Source organism: Sphingomonas cynarae (assembly GCF_039537815.1).
GTDB lineage: Bacteria > Pseudomonadota > Alphaproteobacteria > Sphingomonadales > Sphingomonadaceae > Sphingomonas > Sphingomonas cynarae.
Genome location: NZ_BAABBF010000002.1, coordinates 533,485 through 556,537 on the forward strand (window position 1 = coordinate 533,485; position 23,053 = coordinate 556,537).

The 23,053-nt window shown below is 67.5% G+C and carries 14 protein-coding genes; 4 read left to right on the top strand and 10 right to left on the bottom strand.

Annotated elements, in window-relative coordinates; genetic code table 11:
* Positions 1-124: 124 nt before the first annotated feature.
* Positions 125-3,397, top strand: a complete 3,273-nt coding sequence (locus ABD719_RS05800) for a TonB-dependent receptor (protein ID WP_344692420.1) — start codon at positions 125-127, stop codon at positions 3,395-3,397.
* Positions 3,398-3,457: 60 nt separating this feature from the next.
* On the opposite strand, the gene ABD719_RS05805 is transcribed toward ABD719_RS05800, so the two are convergent.
* From ABD719_RS05805 to ABD719_RS05825, 5 genes are read right to left on the bottom strand one after another with little or no spacing between them, the layout of a single operon-like run.
* Positions 3,458-5,281 carry a glycoside hydrolase family 9 protein gene (locus ABD719_RS05805; RefSeq protein ID WP_344692421.1) on the bottom strand — a complete coding sequence of 608 codons (1,824 nt, stop codon included), beginning with the start codon at positions 5,279-5,281 and terminating at the stop codon, positions 3,458-3,460.
* A 10-nt stretch (positions 5,282-5,291) separates the two neighbouring features.
* The gene (locus ABD719_RS05810) at positions 5,292-6,542 is read right to left on the bottom strand and encodes an ROK family transcriptional regulator (RefSeq protein ID WP_344692422.1); all 1,251 of its coding nucleotides are present in this window, start codon (positions 6,540-6,542) and stop codon (positions 5,292-5,294) included.
* Positions 6,543-6,598: 56 nt separating this feature from the next.
* Complete coding sequence (locus tag ABD719_RS05815; RefSeq protein WP_344692592.1) at positions 6,599-8,071, bottom strand: carboxylesterase/lipase family protein; 1,473 nt, start codon at positions 8,069-8,071, stop codon at positions 6,599-6,601.
* Positions 8,071-8,817 carry a GDSL-type esterase/lipase family protein gene (locus ABD719_RS05820; RefSeq protein ID WP_344692423.1) on the bottom strand — a complete coding sequence of 249 codons (747 nt, stop codon included), beginning with the start codon at positions 8,815-8,817 and terminating at the stop codon, positions 8,071-8,073. The genes ABD719_RS05815 and ABD719_RS05820 overlap by 1 nt, the downstream gene beginning before the upstream one ends.
* A 17-nt stretch (positions 8,818-8,834) precedes the next feature.
* Positions 8,835-10,775: a glycoside hydrolase family 97 protein gene (locus tag ABD719_RS05825; protein WP_344692424.1), complete on the bottom strand. Its 1,941-nt coding sequence runs from the start codon at positions 10,773-10,775 to the stop codon at positions 8,835-8,837.
* A 180-nt stretch (positions 10,776-10,955) separates the two neighbouring features.
* Here ABD719_RS05825 and ABD719_RS05830 point away from each other — a divergent pair, with 180 nt between their 5' ends.
* Positions 10,956-13,418 (top strand): glycoside hydrolase family 3 protein, encoded by a 2,463-nt coding sequence (locus tag ABD719_RS05830; RefSeq protein WP_425567115.1) that lies wholly within the window; start codon positions 10,956-10,958, stop codon positions 13,416-13,418.
* Positions 13,419-13,490: 72 nt separating this feature from the next.
* On the opposite strand, the gene ABD719_RS05835 is transcribed toward ABD719_RS05830, so the two are convergent.
* The 5 genes from ABD719_RS05835 to ABD719_RS05855 form a co-directional block, all read right to left on the bottom strand.
* The gene (locus ABD719_RS05835; protein WP_344692425.1) at positions 13,491-15,119 is read right to left on the bottom strand and encodes a DUF5597 domain-containing protein; all 1,629 of its coding nucleotides are present in this window, start codon (positions 15,117-15,119) and stop codon (positions 13,491-13,493) included.
* 162 nt (positions 15,120-15,281) lie between these two features.
* A complete protein-coding gene (locus ABD719_RS05840; protein ID WP_344692426.1) occupies positions 15,282-16,880 on the bottom strand; it encodes a family 43 glycosylhydrolase in 1,599 nt (532 codons plus the stop codon).
* Positions 16,881-17,008: 128 nt separating this feature from the next.
* Entirely contained in the window at positions 17,009-18,490 is a 1,482-nt protein-coding gene (locus ABD719_RS05845; RefSeq protein ID WP_344692427.1) for a DUF1570 domain-containing protein, read from the bottom strand.
* Between the two features lie 30 nt (positions 18,491-18,520).
* Positions 18,521-19,708: a sensor histidine kinase gene (locus ABD719_RS05850; protein WP_344692428.1), complete on the bottom strand. Its 1,188-nt coding sequence runs from the start codon at positions 19,706-19,708 to the stop codon at positions 18,521-18,523.
* On the bottom strand, positions 19,698-20,942 hold the full coding sequence (locus ABD719_RS05855) for a sigma-54-dependent transcriptional regulator (protein ID WP_344692429.1): 1,245 nt from the start codon (positions 20,940-20,942) through the stop codon (positions 19,698-19,700). The genes ABD719_RS05850 and ABD719_RS05855 overlap by 11 nt, the downstream gene beginning before the upstream one ends.
* A gap of 168 nt (positions 20,943-21,110) precedes the next feature.
* On the opposite strand from ABD719_RS05855, the gene ABD719_RS05860 reads away from it, so the two are divergent.
* Together ABD719_RS05860 and ABD719_RS05865 are read left to right on the top strand one after the other, a co-directional pair.
* On the top strand, positions 21,111-22,346 hold the full coding sequence (locus ABD719_RS05860; protein WP_344692430.1) for an efflux RND transporter periplasmic adaptor subunit: 1,236 nt from the start codon (positions 21,111-21,113) through the stop codon (positions 22,344-22,346).
* Between the two features lie 11 nt (positions 22,347-22,357).
* Complete coding sequence (locus ABD719_RS05865) at positions 22,358-23,035, top strand: ABC transporter ATP-binding protein (RefSeq protein ID WP_344692431.1); 678 nt, start codon at positions 22,358-22,360, stop codon at positions 23,033-23,035.
* The last annotated feature ends 18 nt before the right edge of the window (positions 23,036-23,053 follow it).

The window sequence follows — 23,053 nt, forward strand, 5'->3', positions numbered from 1 at the left end:
GATTTCGCGGTAGCGGTAGCAGTGCTGGATAGTCGGGCAATGGTGCCTGCTGGCCAGAATGCCGACCAGATCTTTCCGGCTCGAATCGGAAAGCGGTCTCGGGATGAGGACTGAAGGGGTAGATATGACGGAGCGTGCAGGGCGTCGGGCTGATCGCAAGGTGATCGGCATCATGGGCGCTGGTGTATCCGCGTTGGCATTATTGTGTGCCGCGCAGCCGGCGCTTGCGCAGGATGATGCGACGCCGACCAAGCCGCTGGCCGCCGGATCGCAGGGCACGACATCCGGCACGCCGTCGGTCGCCGCCGGCACTGCGGCGACTTCGGTCGACCAGGCTGGCGCCACCACCGGTACATCGGGTGCCTCGCAGGCCGCCCCGGTCACGCCGCCCGATACCGAGCGCGAGGAAATCGTCGTGACCGGCGTCCGCCAGAGCCTCGCCACCGCGCAGAACATCAAGAAGAATTCCGACACCGTCGTCGATGCGATCACCGCGCAGGATATCGGCGCGTTGCCCGATCGCTCGGTCAACGAAGCGCTCCAGCGCGTGCCCGGCGTCGCGATCAGCCGCTTCGCCGCCCCCAGCGACTCGCAGCATTTCTCGGTCGAGGGCTCAGGCGTCGTCATCCGCGGCCTGAGCTATGTCCGTGGCGAGTTCAACGGACGCGACACGTTCGCGACCTCGGGCGGGCGCGAGATCGGTTTCAACGACGTGCCGGCCGAACTGATCGGCTCGGTCGAGGTGTTCAAGAACCTGACCCCCGACCTGATCGAGGGCGGCATCTCCGGTACGGTCAACATCAACACCCGCAAGCCGTTCGATCAGCAGCAGCGGCTGATCTACCTGTCGGGCAGCATGAATTACGGCGATCTGGAGAAGCGCGGCGCGCCTTCCGTCGTCGGCCTGTACAGCCAGCAATGGGACACGAACGGCGGCAGCCGCTTTGGCATCCTGGCCAGCGGCAGCTATTCGCAGTTGCGCAGCCGGTCGGATTCGGTGTTCATCTCCGCCTATCTGCCGCGCTTCAACGACGACCGTAACGGGAATGGCGTGCAGGATGCGGGCGAAGGCCGCAGCCTGAATGCGGGTACGCAATATGCGACGACGCTGTTCGATACCTATCCCGTGCCGGCAGGTCGCCAATCGGTTTACGTGCCGATGGGCGGCGGCAACCGGACCCAGTCGTTCAACCGCGAGCGCATCGGCGTTTCGGCTGCCGGCCAGTTCGAAAACGCGGCGAAGACGGTGTTGCTGACCGCGCAATATCTGCGCACCGATGCCCGGCAGAACTGGATCGAACACACGATCGAACCCAGCGTCGGTCTGGGTGACTCGGTGCTGGTCAAGCCGCTGCCCGGCACCACCCCGACCTATGACGACAACGGGGTGTTCACGAGCGGTTCGCTGTATCGCCCCGGCTTCCGGCCGGCGTTGAACGACGGCACGGTGCTGACGCAGTTCGCCCCCAATGGCGGGCCGATCGTGTTCGCCAACCGCTATACCGAGGGTCGCTCGGTCACGCAGGACTTCTCGTTCAACGCCAAGATCGATCCGGTCGAGCGACTGCACCTGAATCTCGATGCGCAGTATGTCGATTCCTTCTCGGACAGCATCGACGACAATGTCGGCACCACCAGCTATGGCGGTTTCGGTCTCGATGTGACCGGCAAGACGCCGCGCGTGGTGTTCCAGCCGCAGGGCCGCGACGCGGCGGAGTATTTCGCCAACCCGACCGCGATCTATTTCCACGATGCGATGAACAATCGCAGCGACAATGACGGCCATGAATACGCATTCCGTGGCGATGCGCGCTACGACGTCAGCGACGACAGTTTCCTGCGCAAGGTCGCGGTCGGCGGCCGCTATGCCAAGCGCGACCAGACCGTGCGTACCAACGACTACAACAACTGGGGCGCGCTGTCCGAGACGTGGACGAATGGCGGGCCGCAGGTCCTCGGCACCGCAGCGGCGGGGTCGACCGAGCTGTTTTCGTACACGGACTTCTTCCGCAACAAGTCGACCAACCCGCCCTCGACGCTGTATATCTCGGATGCGACGCTGCGCGATCACGATGCGCTGACGGCGCTGCTGCGTACCGCCGCCGCTGCCGGCGGTGGCAGTTACGTGCCGTTGCAGGATCGCACCGGGCTGGTGGACGATTACTTCCGGTCGAACGAATATTACCGGAACAAGGAAACCACGATCAGTGCCTATGCCCGCGCCGATTTCGGAATCGACGATCTAGGCGGCGGCATGGCGCTGTCGGGTAACATCGGCGTCCGGTTCGTCCGGACCAAGGATCAGTCCTTTGGTGCGCTGACCCTTCCGACCAACGCCCAGATCATCGGTACCGCCGCCAATACGGTGGCGTTCTGTGCCAACCCCTCGAACGTCAACAACTCCTTCTGCGCCCTGACCCCGGCCCAGCAGTCGGCGGCACTCGCCTTCGCCAATGCCGCATCGTTCCCGGACGTTGCCCGCCAGAGTTTCAATCACTGGCTGCCGGCGTTGAACATCAAGTTGCAGGCGACCGAGAAACTCCAGTTCCGCTTTGCCGGATCGAAGGCGATCTCGCGGCCCAGCTTTGGCGACCTGCGTAACTTCACCGGCGTGACGCCGAACTCGACCGGCAGTTTCGGCTTCCAGTCGACCGCGCGCAATCCGTTCCTGCGGCCCGTCGAGGCCAAGCAGTTCGACCTGACCGCGGAATGGTATTTCGCCAAGGTGGGCACGCTGAGCGGTGCGCTGTTCTACAAGCAGCTGTCGAACATCATCCTCGACAATTACGGGTACAACCGGTCGGTGACGAACAATGGCCAGACGTTCGACGTGCTGGTCAACGGTCCGGCGAACGCGCCGGGCAAGGGGAACGTGAAGGGTGCCGAACTCAGCTATCAGCAGACCTATGATTTCCTGCCGGGTATCCTGTCGGGACTGGGGACGCAGGCGACGTTCACCTATGTCGATCCGGGCAAGATTCCGAACGGCAATCCCAGCAATGCCGATGCCAGCAATGCGCCGCCGGTGGATACCGGATCGCTCTATGCCAACCTGCCGCTCGCCGGGCTGTCCAAGTACAACTTCAATCTTGCCGCGTTCTACGACAAGTCGAGCATCTATGCGCGGGTCGCCTATAGCTGGCGCTCGAAGTTCCTGCTGACGAACCGTGATTGCTGCTTCCCGTTCCTGCCGGTCTATGCGCTGGCGGCCGGGCAGATGGACGCGTCGATGTTCTTCACGGTCAACAAGAACTTCAAGATCGGTGTCGAGGCGCAGAACTTGCTGAACACCGTGACGAAGACCGCCTATCTGCTGACCGGCGACGGGCAGACGGCACCACGTTCCAGCTTCATCAGCGACCGCCAATTCTCGGTTACGACCCGTCTGACGTTCTGATCCTCGAACGTCTGCCCTGAGGGGGTGGGTGGCCGGTGAGGCTACCCACCCCCTTTTTTGTCAGTCGGCTGCCCGGTTGCGCGTCGCGTCGAGGAACGCGGCGACCCAGACCAGGGGTGCGTTCCAGTTGATCGCGACCTCGTTCATGGTGAAGGCGCGCCAGTCGTCGGTCCAGCAGGTCTGGCCGACGCACTTGCCCCGCATCGGTGCGGCGACATCGTCGGTCATCGCGGTGGAATTGGGACCGCCCGACACCACACCCGGCGGCGGTTCCGGATAGCGCGCGTCCGCCGCCTTCGCCCAGAACCGGTGATGGGGCGCGTGCATCGACCGCGTGCCGAAGCCGCTGACGAACGACCGGTCGAGCGCGTTACGGCCGAGCAGATAGTCGGCGACATCGACCACGCCGTCGCGCCATGCGGGCTTGTGGCCGATCTGCCAGGCCACACCCAGCAGCATCGCGCGGTTGAGCATCATCGCGTTGGAGCCCCAGCCATAACGGGCGCCGGCCATCGGCAGGCGGTACCCGCTGCGGCTCCGTTCCGCGAGAACCCGGTCGGCCAGTGTCTCGATCCGGTGGCGGATCGCGGCGACCATCGGCGATGGCAGGCGATTGGGCACCGTCGCCAGCGTCATCAGCCCGGCAAGGCCGGTGTCGCCCCAGCTCAGGTCGATGCCGCCAGTCTCCAGCACCGACGATCCCTCGATTACGGTCGCGAGGGCGGGATCACCGGTCGTCACGAACAATTCCGCCGCCGCCCAGAAGCGTTCGTCGGCGATCCGGGGGTCGCCATAACCGCCGCTGCCCGCGAAATCCGAACTGGCGAGGATCGCGGGGTGACGTTCGGCCGCCGCCCAGCCGCGCCGGGCGGCGGCAAGGGCGCGAGCGGCGAAGGCGGGATCGCGCGTCCGCCAGATCCGCGCCGCCTGCGCCGCGACCGCGACCATGTTCAGCGTCGCCGCGGTCGAGGGCGGATACAGGAAGCGGTGCATCCGGTCGTCGGCAGGCGCCAGCGGCAGGCCGGTCCACGCTTCGTCCCCCACCTTGGTATGGACCAGTCCGCCAGCGTCGATCGTGCGGAAATCGCCGGCGGGACCGCCCTGATCGGTGCGCATCGCGACGGTCAGGCGGCGGCCATCGGGCACCTGCATCGCCAGCAGGAACTCCACCTCCACCCGCGCCTCGTCGAGCAGGTCGTCCTGTCCGTTCGCGTTTTCGGGGATCGCCAGTCGACCATCGGCGAAGGCGCCTGCATCGCCCCAAGCGCCCAGCCGCTGATGAAGATCGAGCAGCGTCCAGGCCGAGATACCGCCGTTGACGACATATTTCCCGTGGTCGCCGGCATCGTACCAGCCGCCTGTCACGTTGAGCCGGTAATCGCAGCCGGGCCAGCGCGCCCCGCGCTGGTCGGTGCCAGCAAAACACGTCAGCATCTCGCGCGGGTGCCCCGCCGCCCGCGCCAGATCGGGGCGTTGCACGTGGCGCGCCAGGATCGGCACGGCACTGCGCTGCTGATAGAAGAAGCCGAGCGCATCGGTCGCCAACTGCCGGAACGGCCGTGGTGCGATCGCGAAGGGCTGGCTGACGGCATCGCCCACCGCCAGCCGATATCCCTGGCCGATCGTACGATAGGCACCGAAATCGATCCGCTGCACCGTTTCGCCCGAGGCGGGTTCCGGGCCGAACGGGATCGTCATGCCCTGCGCCACTTGCCGCCCCGCTGCATCGAGCAGGATCCAGCGCAGGGGCGTGGCCCGGTCGTCCGCGACCACCGCCACTTTCGGCCCGGTGGCCTCGTAACCGATCTGATCGACGCGGAGGCGGCTGGCGGTCGGTTCCGCCGACGTCGTGGCGAGCGCCGCGGCGAGGATGGGGACAAGCATGATATTCACGTCAGCCTTGGTTGCGACCGCTCTGGATCAGGATCGAATCGGATGGCAGGATATGGTCGAGAAACGGCAGGATCGCGGCGCCGACCGCAGGCGCATCCTGCGCCATCATCGCCGGCATGATCGCCGCGTGCGATGGCAGCGCGAGGGCGCGCAATGCGGTGTTCAGTCCCGCCGCGAGCCGATCGATCAGCGGTGCAGGCAAGCGCCCGCCGATCAGGATCGCATCCGGATCGAGCAGGCAGCCGATCGCGATCAACGGCGCGGTCAGGCTGCGCACCGCATCGGCCAGCCAGCCCTCCACGACGCGGACGACCGCCGGGTCGTCGCGGTCCAGATCGGCGACACCCATATCCGCGAACCCTGCTGCCTCCAGCCGGTTGAACAGCGCCGACAGCGATACGGTGTCCTGCACGATCGCGCCGGCCACGCCGGCGGTCGGGTCGGGCATCAGGCCGATCTCACCGCTTCGCCCGGTCGCGCCGCGACGATAGGAGCGGTCGATCACCGGCGCGCCGCCCAGTCCCGCGCTGATGAGCAGGTAGAAGAAGTTCGGATTGTCGAAACCGGTGCCGTATTCCGCTTCGCCCAGCGCCGCAGCGGCGGCATCGTTATCGCGGTGGATCGGCCACGGCACCGGCGCGAGCAGCCGCGTGAGGTCGATCTCGTTCCAGACATGATAGCCCGCCGGTTGATGGGGCAGGGTGATACGGCCGAGATCGTCGGGGATCGCGACGCCGACCCCCAGCATCCGGTCGCGGTCGACGCCGCCATCGGCGATCAGGCGATCCATCTCGTCGAGGACGAAGGCTACGACATCGTCGGGCATCGCGAAGGCGATATCGCGCGTCACCCGGCTGCGGACCTGCCCGGCCAGATCGAGCGTCACCAGCGTCAGATGATCGCGATCCACGTTCAGCCCGATGCTGAAGGCGCCATCGGGGTTGATCTGCAACCGCAGCGCGGGCTGGCCGCGCCCACCCTGCCGGCGGCCGGCGTTGCGCAGCAGCCCCATCTCGATCAGGCGGCCGGTGATGTTGGCGATCGTCGCCGCGGTCAGCCCGGTCTTGCGGGCGATGGCGACGCGGGTGGTATCCTGATCCAGCCGTATCGCCTGCAGCACGGTGCGCAGATTATACTGGCCGGCGCGTTCCAGATTGGTGCCCGACAGGCTGCCCGACAACCGGGCGTCGCGTTCCTCCGGAGCGGCGGGATCGGCCGGTATTCCCTGTTTCGTCCCGAACCTGATCTCCATACCCTGTCTTGCCTTCTTCGTCGTGGTCGCGGGCCGGCGATGTGCGGCCACGGCGATTATGGTACGGTCCGCAGATCGCAGATCGGCTGGCGCAGTCCGGTTTTGGCCACCGGGCCATTCTGGTCGAACGCCATATATGCCCGGCCGGCGCGATCGTAGGCCGACCAGCGGATCAATGCGCCGCCATTGGGATCGCCCGTCCTGACGAAATTGACCCAATAGGCCTGAAGCGGCGGCTGCCCCGGTTGCGGCGTATTGAACAGATAGCCGAGTTCGCTCGCATGGCTGACGGTGCCGCCGGGCGGCGCATAGTCGAACTGATACTGCCACACCGTCCCGCCGCGCGAGGTCAGCGCGTTCGACACCGCGATCGTCGGGCAGCGGAAGGTGAGGTCGGTCGCCAGTTGCATCGTCACGTCGCCCAGCCGCGGATCGGATACCGGCACGTCGCCCGGTTGCAGGCCGTACAGGCGCAGCGCCTGTTCCGCATTGGCGCCGAATGCCTGCCGCACCGTCGTCGCGGCGTGAGCCAGCCCCCCGTGCAGCGGCAGTTCGCGGGCGTTGACGCCGATGACCAAAGGCACGGGGTTGATCCGGCCGTTCGCCAGCAGTCGGGCGGGGGTGTCGGGCAGCACGCGACCGTCCACGATCGCCTGCAACCAGACGAAGCTGTCGTCGTCCAGACCCGGCACGTCGATGCCGTTGTCCGCCCGCAGGATCGCATCGACGGGCAGGCGGCGCAACTGAGCGGTGGTGGTACCTTCGGGCAAGCCGGCGGCGCGGGTGATGGCGGTGCCGAGGGTTTCGTTGTCCGCCAGGCTGCGCGGTACGGTGCCGAAGCCCGCGGTGCCGCTTTCGGCGATCGCCTGATGGAACAGGCCGCGCGATCCCGGACTGAGCAGATGCAGGCCGACATCCATGGCCCCCGCGGATTCTCCGGCGATCGTCACGCGGGCGGGGTTGCCGCCGAACCGGGCGATGTTGCGCCGGACCCAGTCCAGCGCCGCCTGCTGGTCCATCAATCCGTAATTGCCGCTGCGCCCGCCCTGTTCGCGGCTGAGCGCGGGATGCGACATGAACCCGAGTGTGCCGAGCCGATACTGGACGCTGACCAGTACCAGCCCATGATCGGTGATCCGTGATTCCACCGTACCGCCGCCCGCCCCGGCCCGGTTGCTGCCACCGTGAATCCATACCAGCACCGGCAGCTTCGCGGTCGGGGCCGTGCCGGGCGTGCGGACATCGACGAACAGGCAATCCTCCGCCCCGCCCGCCGCCGCGGCGCGGTTCCATTCGCCTGACGCCACCTGCGGACAGGCGGCATGGGGGACGATGGTGGTGCGCGGCGCCGTCCATCGACGCGGTCGTTGCGGCGCACGCCAGCGCAGCGGGCCGACCGGTGGCGCCGCATAGGGAATGCCCCGGAACACCGCACCGCCACCGGCCAGCGCCTCGCCCCGGACCGGTCCGTCGTCGGTCCGCACCACCGGGCCGGCGGCAGCGGCCATCGCCAGCGCGATCGCCAGCATCAACGCGCGATCGCCTTCGGCGCGGGCCGTGCCATCGCCGCCCGGATCGCCGCTTCGGCTACCGGCGCCATCGCCGCATAGCCCGCCTTGTTGGGATGGACCCCGTCATAGGTCATGCTCGCGCGCAACGCCTGGCCATCGTGCAGAGCGCTCCAATAATCCGCATAGGTCGCGCCCGTACGCGCTGCATAATCCCTGATCCAGCCGTTCATCGCCGCTATGGGCGTTGCGGTGTCCAGACCCGGCCGCCACGGAAAGCCGTCTGCGGGCGGGATCGAGGCGAGGATCACGCGGATGCCGTGCGCGCGGGCCAGTTCGGCCATCGACATCAGGTTGGCCCTGGTCTGCTCTGCCGTCATCGGACCGGTATTGCCGGCGATGTCGTTGGTGCCGGCCATGATCTGCACGACCTGTGGTTTCAGGTCGATCACGTCCTGCCGGAAACGCAGCAGCATCTGCGGCGTCGTCTGGCCGCCGATGCCGCGCCCCTGGCGGCCGGGCGTGAAGAAACCGGGCATCATGTCGAACCAGCCCTGCGTGATCGAATCGCCGATGAACACCACCGTCACCGGCTTCGTGACCGCGGCATTGGCGGTGCGATAACGATCCAGCCACGGCCAGTCCGTGCGCAGCCGCTCCTCCGCCTCGCGGGCCCATTGCGCCTTCTGCCCGGCGGTCGGCAGCGTCTGTGCGAGGGCGGAGCCGGCCAGCGCGGCGATCAGCAACAGGGCGATGGTCTTGGTCATGACGGCTGCTCCGGGCATCAACGAAGGGGGGCGATGATCGCGGCCGCTCCACCGGCGGCAGCAAGATCCAACGTCAGCGTGTCGTCCGCCTGCACGGTGGACGACGAGGCGGCCACGTCGGTCGGCGCGGCACCATCGCCCCATAACCGCACGCCATGACGGCCCGGCTTCAGGAATGACAGCGGGATCGTCATCCGCCGCGCGGTATCGGTCATCGCGCCGATATACCAGCGATCGCCGCGGCGCCGCGCGATGGCGATCGATTCACCGATGCTGCCGGTCAGGAAGCGCGTCTCGTCCCACGTCGCCGGCACCGCCGCAAGGAAATCGAGCCCCGGCTGGCCGCGATAGGCATCGGGCGTATCGGCGACCGATTGCAGCGGACTTTCGTAGACGACGTATTTGGCCAGTTCGGCCGCGCGCGTCGTCTGCGTCTGCGGTCCGGTGGCGGCGATCGCGAAGGTTTCGGGCGTATGGTTGCGATAGCCGCCGGGGGTATAGTCGATCGGTCCCGCCAGCATCCGGGTATAGGCCAGCGTGATGTTGTGGCGGGGGGTGATCCGTTTCGTCCACTTGTTGTATTCCGCGCCCAGCACGCCTTCCTGCGTCAGGTAGTTCGGCCAGGCCCGCGTCATGCCCCAGGGATGCGTCGCGCCGTGCAAATCGAGCAGCAGGCGATGCTGTGCGGTGGCGGCGGCCAGCCGGTGGTAGAAGGCGATCATCGTCTGATCGTCGCGGTTCATGAAATCGACCTTGATCCCCTTCACCCCCGCCGCCGCAACGAACGACAGGATCTTTTCCATGTCGCGGTCGAGCAACTGCCAGTGCATCCACAGGATCAGGCCGACGCCCTTGCCACGGGCATAGGATACCAGCCCCGGCAGATCGATCTCCGCCACCGGTACGGTCGGGTCGGCACCGGGGTACAGCGTGCCGCCACCGCCGCTGTTGATGTACCAGCCCTCGTCCACCATCATGTAGGGCAGGCCGAGCGAGGCGGCGAAATCGATGAAGCCGCGCTGCGTCGCCGCGTTGGAACCGGCCTTTGGCACCCCCGCCAGCATCGGCCCCGACCACCAGTCCCATGCGGTCTTGCCCGGCTTCACCCAGCTGAAATCGCCATTGGGGGCGGGGTTCAGGCTGGTCAGCAGCGTGTTCTCGATCAGCTTGCCCGCGATCGGTGCGATCATCACCACCCGCCAGGGCGAGACGACGCCGTCGCCGACATCCAGGTTCACCGCGATGGCAGGATCGTCGGGCCGTGGCGACAGGCGGGCGGCGACGCCGGTCGCGCCCGTCTCGGTCCCGGTCAGGTACATCGCCGGCCAGTTCTCCACCGCGGCTTCCGCGATGGCGATCGTCGGGCCGCCCTTGTCCGTCTCGCAGACCAGCGGCAGTTCGTAGAGGTGGTGCGGCCGGATCGCGGAGGCCCGTACCGGATCATATTCGCCTTCATGACCGGTATCGAACCGACCGAGATTGAGGCCGGTGCAGGCATAGTCGCCGGCGAAGGCGAACTGGGTCAGCTCGTTGGCGAGGCGCAAGCTGGTCAGATTCGGCTGTCGCGGTATGGCATAGCGCAAGGCGACGCCGGTGTCGTAGGCGCGCACGACCAGATCGAGGCGCCGGCGCTGGCCATCCCGTTCGGCGAAGCGGACGACGATCTGGTTGTAGCGGTCGACGACCGCGGCGACCTTGCCGGCGGACAGCGTGTAGCGATCGGTGCCTTGGCTATGGCTGGTCGCGGTGGGGCGCAGTCCGTTCGCCAGCTTGGCGTAGCGCTCGAACTCCAGGCCCAGCGTGGACGGGGCGATCACGGGTCGTCCCGCCACCGCGACGGTATAGGTTGGCTGATCGGCTTCGTTCGTCCCCAGCGTTACCGTGACGCGTCCGTCGGGGGAGGCCACCGACTGCGCCGCAGCGGGGGCGGCGACCAGCAGCGCGACGGAAAATAACATCGGTTTCCCGTAGATTGCCATGATATCCTCTCGTCGGCGATCCGCCGGCAAGCGATCGTCAGGTTGCGGCAGGAAGCACAGCGGGCCCAAAAAGCCAAATTGAAATATGTATTGTTGACACGGCGCGTGCTGCACGGCTTGGTCCTGCCGCCGCTGTTCGAGACGGCGAGGGAGAGTGGAATGCGGATGGGATTTGGTACGGCGGGCGCGGTGATGGCGCTGATGGCGGGAACGGTTCCCGCACTGGCACAGACACCTGCGGCCTCGGCCGTCGCCAACCCCGCGCAGTGGCCGGCACTTCGGATGAAGCTCCAGCGCGATCCCAAGGTGGAGGCGCGCGTCGACGCGCTGCTGGCGAAGATGTCGATCGAGGACAAGGTCGGGCAATTGTTGCAGGTCGACATCGCCAGCATCGAGCCACGCGATCTGGAGACGTACAAGCTCGGCTCGATCCTGAACGGCGGCAATTCCGCGCCGAACAACGACGAGCGCGCGCCCGCCCCCGAATGGCTCAAGCTGTTCGACGCGTTCTACGACGCGTCGGTCAAGCGTACCGACGGGCGCCCGGTGGTGCCGGTGATCTGGGGGACGGACGCGGTCCACGGTGCCAACAACATCGTCGGCGCGACGCTTTTCCCGCACAACATCGGGCTCGGTGCGATGCGCGATCCCGCACTGATCCGCCGGATCGGCGCGGCCACCGCCGCGGAAACGGCGGCGACGGGCATCGACTGGAGCTTCGCGCCCACCGTCGCGGTGGTGCAGGACGATCGCTGGGGGCGCACCTACGAAAGCTATTCCGAGGATCCGGCGATCGTCGCCTCCTATGCCGCCGAGATGGTCGAGGGCATTCAGGGTACGATCGGCAAGGACTTCATGAAGCCCGGCCACGTCATCTCGTCGGTGAAGCATTTCCTGGGCGATGGTGGCACCGGCGGCCGGGATCAGGGCGATGCGCGCGTGCCCGAAGCGGTGCTGCGCGACGTCCACGCCGCCGGCTACATGACCGCGCTGCCCGCCGGGGCGCTGACTGTGATGCCCAGCTTTTCCAGCTGGAACGGCGAGAAGATGACCGGGAACAAGAGCCTGCTGACCGGCGTGTTGAAGGAACGATGGGGCTTTCAGGGCTTTACCATCGGCGACTGGAACGCGCACGGACAGGTGACGGGCTGCACCAACGAGGATTGCGCACCTGCGATCAACGCGGGGCTGGACATGTTCATGTACTCCGGTCCCGGCTGGAAGCAGCTCTACGCCAACACGCTGCGCGAGGCGAAGGACGGCACGATCCCGGCCGCGCGGCTGGACGATGCGGTGCGCCGCATCCTGCGCGTGAAGGTGCTGGCCGGCACGTTCGAGGCAGGACGCCCGTCATCACGGCCGCTGTCGGGCAAGTTCAACCTGCTCGGCGCGCCGGAGCATCGCGCCATCGCGCGGGCCGCGGTGCGTGAATCGCTGGTGCTGCTGAAGAACAACGGCAGCGTGCTGCCGGTGAAGGCGGGGGCGAACATCCTGGTCGCCGGGCGTGCGGCGGATGATATCGGCGTACAGTCCGGCGGCTGGTCGATCACGTGGCAGGGCACCGACGTCACCAACAAGGACTTCCCCAACGGTGAATCGATCTGGTCCGGTATCCGGAAGGCGGCGACCGCGGGCGGCGGCACGGCGACGCTGGCACCGGACGGCAGCTTCACCAAAAAGCCCGATGTCGCGATCGTCGTGTTCGGCGAGACGCCCTATGCCGAATTCACCGGCGACCGTCCGACGCTGGAATACAGCCCGGAAGACAAGGGCGATCTGGCGATGCTCAAGCGGCTGAAGGCGGCGGGGGTGCCCACGGTCGCGGTGTTCCTGTCGGGGCGCCCGTTATGGGTGAACCCCGAACTCAACGCCGCCGATGCCTTTGTCGCGGCGTTCCTGCCGGGTACGGAGGGCGGCGGCGTCGCCGACGTGCTGGTCGCGGGCAAAGACGGGCGCCCGGCGCATGATTTCCGCGGCAAGCTCAGTTTCTCGTGGCCGAAGCGGCTGGACCAGTATGTCCTCAACCGGCGCGATCCCGGTTACGATCCGCTGTTCCCGATCGGCTATGGCCTGACCTATGCGGCGAACACCCCGCTCGCCCAGCTTGACGAGACGAAGCCGAAGGTGACCGCAGGCGACCAGAACGCGCTGTTCGTGCGTGGCCGGATCGCGGCTGGCGCACGCTTCAACAGCGGCGGCCCGCTGGCGCAGACGCGTACCGATCGCAATGCGCAGGAAGACAGTCTCCGCCTCGTCTGGAACGGCAAGGGATCGGGTGAGGCGGCGATCGAACAGGCGATGCCGATCGACGTGACGCGCGAATCGAACGGCCAGCTCAGCCTGATCGTGGATTACCGCGTCACCGCCGCGCCGACCGCACCGGTGACGCTGGGCATGGCGGATACCGCGAAGACCGCGACCGTGCCGCTGAACGGTGCCCTGGTGAAGGGCGACTGGACCACCATCGCGGTGCCGCTGCGTTGTTTCGCCGATCAGGGGCTGAAGATGGGCACGATCGTGAAACCGTTCGTCCTGACCACGGCGGGTACGCTCGGCATCGACGTGTCGGCCGTCCGGATCGGCAGCGCGCCGGCCGGACCGGTGACGTGCGGCGTCAAATAGTCCTGTGGCAGGCGACGCGACCGACATCGCGTCGCCTGCCCCTACCGACCCGGCGCAGGGTCGGGATCGATGCTATCGGTACGTCCCCATCGTCACCCGGATCAGCATCGGCCGGGTGAAGTTGAGACCGTAATCGGTCTGGTCGCCGTTCAGAACGCGCAGGCGCCGCCAGGTGCCGACGGCGTCATAGCTGCCCTCCTCGACACGCAGCAGCTGCGATGAAGTTCCCTTGACCGGCGTGGCAAGGTCGAGACGGACGCGCACGTCCGACCCCGCGATCAGGAACTCGTCAGTGGCAAGCTGGATGACGGCGGCGCCGCCGACCGGTTGATCTTTCGCGGGGTGGGGATCGGTCTTCAGCCAGGGCGAGTCCTTCTCGCCGAACTGCCACAGGCCATATTGGGTCGTGACGCGCCAACGGCCCATCACCATGGTCTGGTCGCCGCCATCGGCGGGCTTGGCGCTGCCCCAGGTCGGATGCGCCAATGTCAGCCCGGCCCATGTCGAGGCGATCGGCGCGATCAATGCGTATTTCTCCGCGAATGCCTCGACCGTCGCGGCGTCGACGACCTTCGTACCCAGCGGATAGTTGACATAGCCGGTATCGTCGAAGCCGAACGGCGCGAAACCGATCCCGCCACGGCCCAGCACCGTCCACAGGAAGCGGGCATAATCGGCGGCGTTACCGGTTTCGGGCACCATCAGCGCATTGTCCGGCCGGTCGTACAGCCGCAGATATTCGGCATAGGCCCGGGCATCGCGGTTGTAGATGTCCGGGGCGACCAGATCGAGATGCGGAGCGGCCGCCTTCCACACGTCGATTACCGGCCAGTTGGGGCCGCCACTGGCGCCGCCATCCTCGCCCGGGGTCGCGAACGGGCTGCCGACCGCGGCATTGGTGTACATCGGCACATCATGTACGGCCCGGCCGGCGGCGGCGATCTCGTCGATATAGCGGCCGACATGCCAGCTGTTGAACGCCGCCTCGGCCAGCTTGCCATAGGCTTCGGTCCAGCTGCCCCGCTTGCGCAGCGCGGCCGGCACCGGCCCCCGGAACAGCGCCTGTGCGGCGGGCGCCATGTCACGGTTCTGACCATAGACGCCGCTCTCGTTCTCGACCTGCACCATGATGACGCGGTGATCGGGATCCGCATCGCGCAGGTGACGCATCAGCGCGACGAACGCGCGCTTGTCCGCCTCCAGCGTGGTGCGGGAATGCGGCGACAGCGCGTAATGAGCGCTGCCATCCGCCTTGCGCATCCGTGGGAAGCGTCGGCCATCGGTCTTCACCCAGGCGGGGACATAGCCGGCGCTGGTGTTCTTCCACGTCCCGAACCACAGCAGCACCAGCCGCAGGTTCCGCTCCCGGGCCCCGGCGAGCAGGGCATCGACATAGGTGAAATCGAACCGGCCCTCGACCGGTTCGACCTGTTCCCAGGCGACCGGGATTTCTAGCGTGTTGGCGTGCAGCCGCTCGACCATCGGCCAGACCTTCGGCAACATCTCGGGATAGTTGCTGCTGTTGTTCGCCTGCACGCCCAGCATCAGGAACGGTGCGCCGTCGACCATCAGCGCGTGGCGTCCGTCGCGCGATACGATCCGCGGCGCGGATGCCGTGGCCGGGGCGGCGTTGGCGGGCATCACCGATGCGGCGCAGGCCAGCGCCGCGACAAGAGCCCGTTTTCCCCGGCTGGTCATCATGCCCATCATCCCTGCTCCCAAGTCCGTGGCGGACACGTCGTCGATGGTCCGCAACCACCGCCCATCCACGTCCGTCGTTAGGATGATGGCGCTACCATCATGTCCCGCGAGTGTCGAGAAGGCCGGATGCCGTGCCCGACCCGATCCCTCATGAGTGATCCGCTATCCCAAGGCACGGAACCGGAAATCCCGGAAGCGCGCTTCCCCCGCGCCGGCCGAATAGAGGCCGGGCCGCAGCATCAGAAAACCGCCGCGGACATTGTGGTGGTAGCCCGATACCTCCATGCCGCGGTCGAAACGCCGCCATGTGCGGCCACCGTCACCCGAAGTGTGGATCGCGACGATATGCCGCTTGTTGGCGATGCGGATCGTCATGCGGCGGCCGTACGGGTTGGGCGGGCGCCCGCGCTCGATACCGTATTGATGGGTGACGAAGCGTCGTTCGTCGAAACCCAGACCGCAATAGAGTTTGTCGTCGTAGAACAGGACGAGGCCGGCGGTGCCGCCCGGTGCGATCTCGACATCGCACTGGAATTCATAGGATTGATCGCCCGCGATCAGCATCAGCGGTGAGGAGTCGACCGGTGCCGTGCCGCTCGCCTTCAACACCAGCGCACCCTGATCGATACGGATGCGATCGGCTTCGGCGGGGCCGGGGCGGAAGAAATTCCACTTCTCACCCAGTTTCAGCGGCGCGGTGAAATCGTCTGAGAGCGGCTGGCCATGGGGGCCTGCCTGCCCGCCTTTGGGTTTGGGCAACGGTTTCGACAGGTCGCCGCCGGTCATCCGGAACCAGCCGTCCGCCGTCCAGCGAACGGGATCGAGCAGCACCTGCCGGCCCAGGGTCCAGAAGCCGTTTTCGTACCCGTGATAGACCGACCACCAGCTGCCATCGGGCGCCTCGACAAGGCTGGCATGACCGCGCGACCACCATTTCTCGTCCATCGAGACGGTGCGCACGATCGGGTTGCCGGGATCGTTCGACCAGGGTCCGTGTATCGAGCGCGCACGGGCGACGATCACCATATGTCCGGTCGGCGGCCCGGCGGTGCCGCCGACCGCCGTTATCATGTAGAACCAGCCGCCGTGGCGGTGGATCTTGGGGCCTTCCGGGCTGAACCCTTCGACATCCCAGTCGTCGGGATAGCGCCACGGATCGTAGACATGTTCCACCTTGCCGACCGTCGACAGGCCATCGGCGGACAGCCGGATACGATCGCCGCCCGACAGGAACAGCCACCGCGAGCCATCCTCGCCCACCGCGTGGCAGGGATCGATATGGCTGTGGAGGCCGAGGCTCACGGGATCGGACCACGGCCCGTCGATATGATCGGCGTGGATGACGAAGACGTCGTTCCGCGGGCTCGCCTTGACCGGAATATAGAGGAAGTAGCGGCCATCGTGCTTTTCCAGGCTGACCGCCCAGACCGAGCCGATGTTGCGGGTAAGCGCGGCGGTGCGGGGGCGCCAGTTGACGAGATCGCGGCTATGCCAGATCGTCAGCCCCGGATAGCTGTCGAAACTGGAAAAGGTCATGTAGTAATCCGCGCCGTCCTTCAGGATGGCGGGATCGGGCCGATCGCCGCCGATCAACGGGTTGAGGAAGCGCCCGTCGCCCAGGTCGGCGATACGCTGGCCTTCATATCCACCGCGCCAGGTCGGCCCGGCGGGACCCGCCGCCGCCGGCGTCCCGGAGACGAGTGCCGCGCCGCCGGTCAACGCCGCCAGCGCGAACGCGTCGCGCCTGTTCAGATCGGTCATGGAATCTCACGGTTCATGAGGGGGCTGATCGATGCAGATGACAGCCTGCCGCGGCCGGGCACGTCACGATGCGGCTGGCGCAACTCCGTGGTGTGGATGTCCTGATCGAGCGGGCAGGCGACCGGTCATCATCGGCTCGCGGTTTCCACCGGCAGGCGATCGAGCATATCCCGCGCCGTCTCCACCTGCGATCCGGCATGGGGCGAATAGGCGAGGGGCGCCAGCACCATCCGCGCTTCCTCGAAACGTCGATCGGTCACCAGTTGCGTCGCCAGGCGCAGGCGCAGACCGGGGTCCTGCGGGGCGATTTCGAATGCGCGTTCCAAGCCGTCGATCGCCAGCTTGGTCGGTGACTGCTGACCGGCGATGAAGCTGTCGTAATAGAGCATCAGCGGCAGGGGGTTGTCCGGCTCCGCCTTGTTGGCGCGGCTGATCGCGGCGCGGATCGCCGGCCAATCGGCTCGCGCGCCATGATCGTCGCGGCGGCGCATCACGCTATGCGCCCGCGCCAGCAACCCGGCCGGGGAATCAGGCCGTACCGCCAAGGCCCGGGCGATGGCGGCATCGCAGGCGTCGAGTTCCCCTGCCATTGCCTCGGCATCGGCCAGCACCAGTTGCGCATCGGGGTCATTGGGGAATGGCGCTGCGGCGCTGCGCGCCAGCTTCACGAACGCCGCGGCGTCCGGCCGCAGCACGCCGCGCTTCAGCCGCATCCGGAGCGGCAGGACGGCCGCGGCGCCCGGCGACAGGCCGACCACCTCGATCCTGCCGCTCGCCACCGTAGCGGGCGGGATGCGGATATAATCCAGCTTGCGCCGTTCATAGGCGTTCAGTTCGCGGCTGAGGACATCCGGATCGCCGAACGCCGCCTGTGCCGCCTCCTGCCGCGACGTGCCGTTGTTGATGGCATTGAGATAGCTGGCAAGCTGCCCTTTTCGCGCATCGGCGAAGAAGAGATAATGGGTCAGCAGCCACCCCGTCGCATAGAGTGATGCCTTCTCGCGATCGTTCAGCTTGCGCTTGTCGTCGGCCAGCATCGTCGAGAGCGACAGGGCATCCGGGCGGGCCAGCGCGCGGGCGCGGTGCTGGGCAGGCAATCCGATCCCGATCGCGCCATCCGCGTCGAATTGCGCTGCCGAGGCGAATTCCGCGAAGCCCTCGACGAACCAGGCGGGATAGGCGGCGGCGAAGTTTTCCAGCAGGAAATGATGGGTGTACTCGTGCAGCAGCACCGTCATGGGATCGAGCGCGCCACGGCTGTCATTGCCGGTGAAATTCAGGCTCGACGTGACGATAAGCGAGTGCGCCGCGCGTGGCCGGTAGAAACCGGCGACCCAGCTATTGTCGCCCCCCAGCAACTTGCGGACAGTCGACGTGTCGCGCACCACGAAGATCGTGACGCGGTTGGCGGGTGATACGGCTGGATCGTCGACCTTGCGGAGACGGCGCAGTGCGTGGTCGAACCGCTCCAGCTTGTCGGCATATGCCGCCAGCGCCTTGGGATCGTCTTCCGAATAGATCGTGAAATGGGGGCTGCGGGCCTCGTGCCATTCGGCGAGGGCCGCCGTCGGCGACATGGCAAGTATCAGCGCCAACATCGTTTTCTTCATCGGCCGCCACTCCCCTTTATCGAATGGAGGCTAGCGGTTCGCGACAGGGGGAACAAGCCGGGCAGCGGTCGCGCGTTCGCCGGGTCCCTGACGGATATCCGGAAGGATCAGCCGGAATATGGTCGCCGACATCGGCAGCAAAGCCAGCGTGCCACCATGGGCCAGCGCGATCTGTCTGGCGAGGGTCAGGCCGACACCGGTTCCGTCGGGCTTGGTGGTGTGGAACGGGCGAAAGATGTGGGTCGCCTTGTCGCGGGGGACGCCGGTTCCGTTGTCCTCCACCTCGATCGTCAGCCCGGCGGCGTCCGCGTGCAGGCGCAGCGCGACCTGCGCGGGGGGCGCCGCGACCGCGGCCTCGGCCGCGTTCTGGAGCAGCGCCCACAGTGCCTGGCTCAGTTGATCGCGATCGAGCGGCCATTCCGCCTCGTCTGCCGCGACTGACAGCGCCACCGTCGGCCAGCGCCCCGCGAACAGCCGGGCGAGATCGTCCGCCATGTCGGTCAGGCGCACCGGCCGCCGCACCGGCTCGGGCAGGCGGGCCAGGGTACGATAGGCTTCGGTGAAGCGTTGCAGCCCGTCCGCCCGGCGGGCCAGCGTGCCGACGATCTCGCGCAGCAGCACCGCGTCGACATCGGTCTTTGCCAGCACCGCCACGCCGCTTTCGGCCAGCGATACGATGGGTGCCAGGCCGTTCAGCAGTTCGTGGCCCAGCACCTCGATCAGGTCGGCGGTCGCCCGCGCCTCGGCGGTCCGTTCCTCCTGCTCGATGTCGATCAGTGCCGCGACACAGCGTCCGTCGGGCAGGGCGACGCGATCGATCCGCCAGTGCCGGGCCTCGTGGCGGAAATGGGTGACGGCGGGATCGGTCAGCGCGGCAGGCACGGGCAGGATGCGGTCGTCGGTCGCGAATAGGCGTCGTGCGGCACGGTTTAGCGCGCGCGCCGCCGCCCCCTCGATCGCGAGCAGCGGTGTCGGCGCCGCATCGAGCAGGACGCGCAGGGCCATCGCGTCGGCATCCGCAGGGGTGGCGGCAGGTTGCGGGGCGAGGCGCGGATGCACCACGGCCCACCAGTTGAGTACGCAGAGCCAGATCGTGACGAGCATCGCCGCCGTTAGCAGTCCCCATAGCCCGTCCGCCCATGCGATCGCGCCGGCCACGCCGCAGCCGACGAGACCCAGTGCGCTCACCATCACCGGTACGCCGCGCCTATAGTCCATAACGTGCCATCCGCCGGTAGAGCGCGCCCCGGCTGAGGCCCAGCGCCGCCGCGGCATGACTGACATTATGACGATGTTCGCGCAGCGCCGCCTCGATCATCGTCTTCTCGGCATCGGTCAGGTCGAAGTTCGCATCGGTGTTGCCGGCGGCGCTGGCGGTTTGAACGGCCGTCGGCACGGCAGGCAGGGCAAGGGCGGCGGCATCGACGGTGCCGTCGCCCGACAGCAGTACCGCCCGTTCGATCGCCAGCGCCAGCCCGCGCACCTCGTCCGGCCAGCGGGCTGTGCGGATCGCCGCCTCGGCCGCGCCGGTCAACCGCCCCTGCGGCTTTCCGAACCGGGCCGCGGCGATGCGGGCGAAGTGGCGGGCGAGCAGCACGGCATCGTCCTGGCGATCGGCGAGCGGGGGTATCGCGACCTCTACCGTCGCCAGCCGGCGGTACAGCGCCGGCACGATCGGCGCGATGGCGTCGGCGATCGCGATGCAGCGGAGCGCGGTCGGGATACGATCGAGCAACCGCGCCTGTGCAACGCCATCCAGCCGATCCGGATGACGCAGGATCGCGGTGCCGCCGGCGTCGTCCAGCCGCTGCCACGCCGCTTCGTCCCGCAGGTCGATCCGGACCGGCGCGGTGTCGGCGTGCGGGGAGGCGGCATGGATTGCCAGCGCGGTCAGCGTCCGGCCGCCGCCGGACGGGCCGGTGATCGTGACGCTGGCGGGGGTTGGTCCGATACGGTGGACCAGCGTGCGCAGGGCCTGCATCGCCACGCTGTCGCCCAGCAGTCGCGGTGGCTCCGCCATAAGGTCGGCGGGCGATGCAGCCGGCGTTCCCGGCGGGGCGGGTGCGCCGCGGGCGATTGCGGTTTCTACCTTGGCGACCAGTTCGGCGTTGCGCCACGGCTTCATCGCGAAGTCGCGCGCGCCCGCCTGCATCGCCGCCACCGCGATACGGATACCGCTGTGCGCGGTGATGACGACCACGCAGGCGGCGGGGTCGTCCGCGACGATCCGGGCAAGACAGGCCAGCCCCTCTCCACCACTCGATTCGCCCATGCGGAAATTCATGTCGAGCAGGATTGCGTCGTACCGCCGCCGCGCGAGGCAGGAATATGCTTCTTCGGGACCGTTCGCGGTGTCGAGCCGGTGGCCGGCCATGCGGAATGCAATCTCCATCGCCCGCGACACCGCCGGGTTGTCGTCGATCAGCAGAATCGCCCGGCTTGACGGCACCACGGCGTGTCCATTCGTGGACACTGTGTCCATCGGCGGACGGTCATTTGACGGGGTGTCGGGTAAAAATCGTTCGTTCATGGTGGTTTAGGCTTTTCGAATGTTCCGGGCGACACTGTCCGCATGATGACCGAACAGCCCGTACACGCAACCGCTTCTCCCGGGGCCACGATGGATCGCCGGATCGAGCGTCCACCGACGCCGTGGTGGCGCCGCCGGGCCACGGTGCTGGTGGTGCTCGCGATCATCGCGGCGGTGCTGGCCTGGCGGCTGCTGCCGGCCAGCGGATCGACCGATGTCGCCACCACCGATCTCGAAACCGGCATCGTCGAACGGGCGCCGTTTGCCGATTATCTGCCGGTCCGCGCGACCGTGGCACCGGGGGTGACGACGCTGGTCGGGGTGTTGTCGGGCGGCCAGGTCGAACGGTTACTGGTGCAGGACGGCGCGATGGTGACGGCGGGCCAGCCGCTCGCCACGCTAGCCAACCCGACACTGAAACTGGAGGTGCTGACCCGCGAGGCGCAGATCGCCAGCCAGCTTGGCAGCGTCGCGGGGGAAAGCCTGGGGATCGAACGCAACCGGCTCGACCGCTCCGCACAGATCGCGCAGGCAAATTACGATCTCATCAAGGCGCGGCGGGAACTGGGTATTCGCGAGCAGCTGCACGACCGTGGCTTCGTCTCCGATGCAGGCGTCAGGAGCTTTGCCGAGGAAACCGCCTATCAGGAGAAACGCCTCGCCCAGCTGCGGTCGGGCGGTGCGGCGGAGGCGCGGATCACCGCGACGCAAGGGTCGCGGCTGAACGACACGCGCACACGGCTGGAGAGCAACCTGTCGGCGGTCCGCTCCAGCCTCGACGCACTGGTGATTCGCGCCCCGGCCGGTGGCCGGCTGACCAACTTCATCATCCAGCCCGGGCAGACGCTGAAGCCGGGCGATCCCGCCGGTCAGGTCGACAGCGAAGGATCGTGGAAGCTGGAGGCGGATGTCGACGAATATTTCCTCGGCCGCGTCCGTGTCGGGCAGCCGGCGAGCGCCGGTGACGCGCGCCTGGTTGTCTCCCGGGTATTGCCGGCAGTGAAGGACGGGCGTTTCCGCGTCGAACTGACCTTCGGCCGGGCCGCCCCCGCCGGCCTGAACCGGGGCCAGACCCTCGACATCCGTATCACGCTGGGCAGCACCGCGCCCGCACTGGTCGCGCCGGTCGGCGGCTGGCTGGAGGCGGGGAGCGGCACGTCGGTCTTCGTCCTCGACGCCGATGGCGCCCATGCCCGGCGGCACGCGGTGAAGACCGGACGACGCAATCCCGAACAGGTCGAGATCCTGTCGGGCCTGAAACCCGGCGACCGCATCGTCACCAGCAGCACCGCGTCCGTGAAGGGCGACATCCTCAACCTCCGCTGAAGGACATCACCATGATCCGTCTTGAGAATATCCAGCGCCGCTATGTCTCCGACGAGGTGGAGACGACCGCGCTTCACGACATCGACCTCGCCGTGGCGGCGGGTGAGTTCCTCGCCATCATGGGGCCGTCGGGCTGCGGCAAATCGACGCTGCTCAACATGCTGGGCACGGTCGACCGGCCGACCGGGGGGCGATATCTGTTCGACGACCTAGATCTCGCCGCGCTGGAGGAAAAGGCGCTGGCGAAGTTCCGGGGCGCGACGCTGGGCTTCGTGTTCCAGAGCTTCAACCTGATCGACGAACTGACGATCGAGGAGAATGTCGCCCTCGGCCTGGCCTATCGCAAGGATGCCGGGGGCCGACGAAACCGGGTGGCCGCGGCGATGGACAAGGTCGGCATCGCCCACCGCGCGCGCCACTACCCCCATCAACTGTCGGGCGGCCAGCAGCAGCGTGCCGCCATCGCGCGGGCGATCGTCGGCGATCCGAAACTGATCCTCGCCGACGAGCCGACCGGCAACCTCGATACCGCGAATGGCGAGCAGGTGATGAGCATCCTGACCGGGCTTAACGACGAAGGGGCGACGATCGTCATGGTCACCCACTCCCCCAGCCACGCCGACATGGCGAAGCGCCGGATCGACATGCTCGACGGCCGCATCGTCGCCAGCGCGATGCGCGCGATCTGATCCACCCGACAGAGGAAA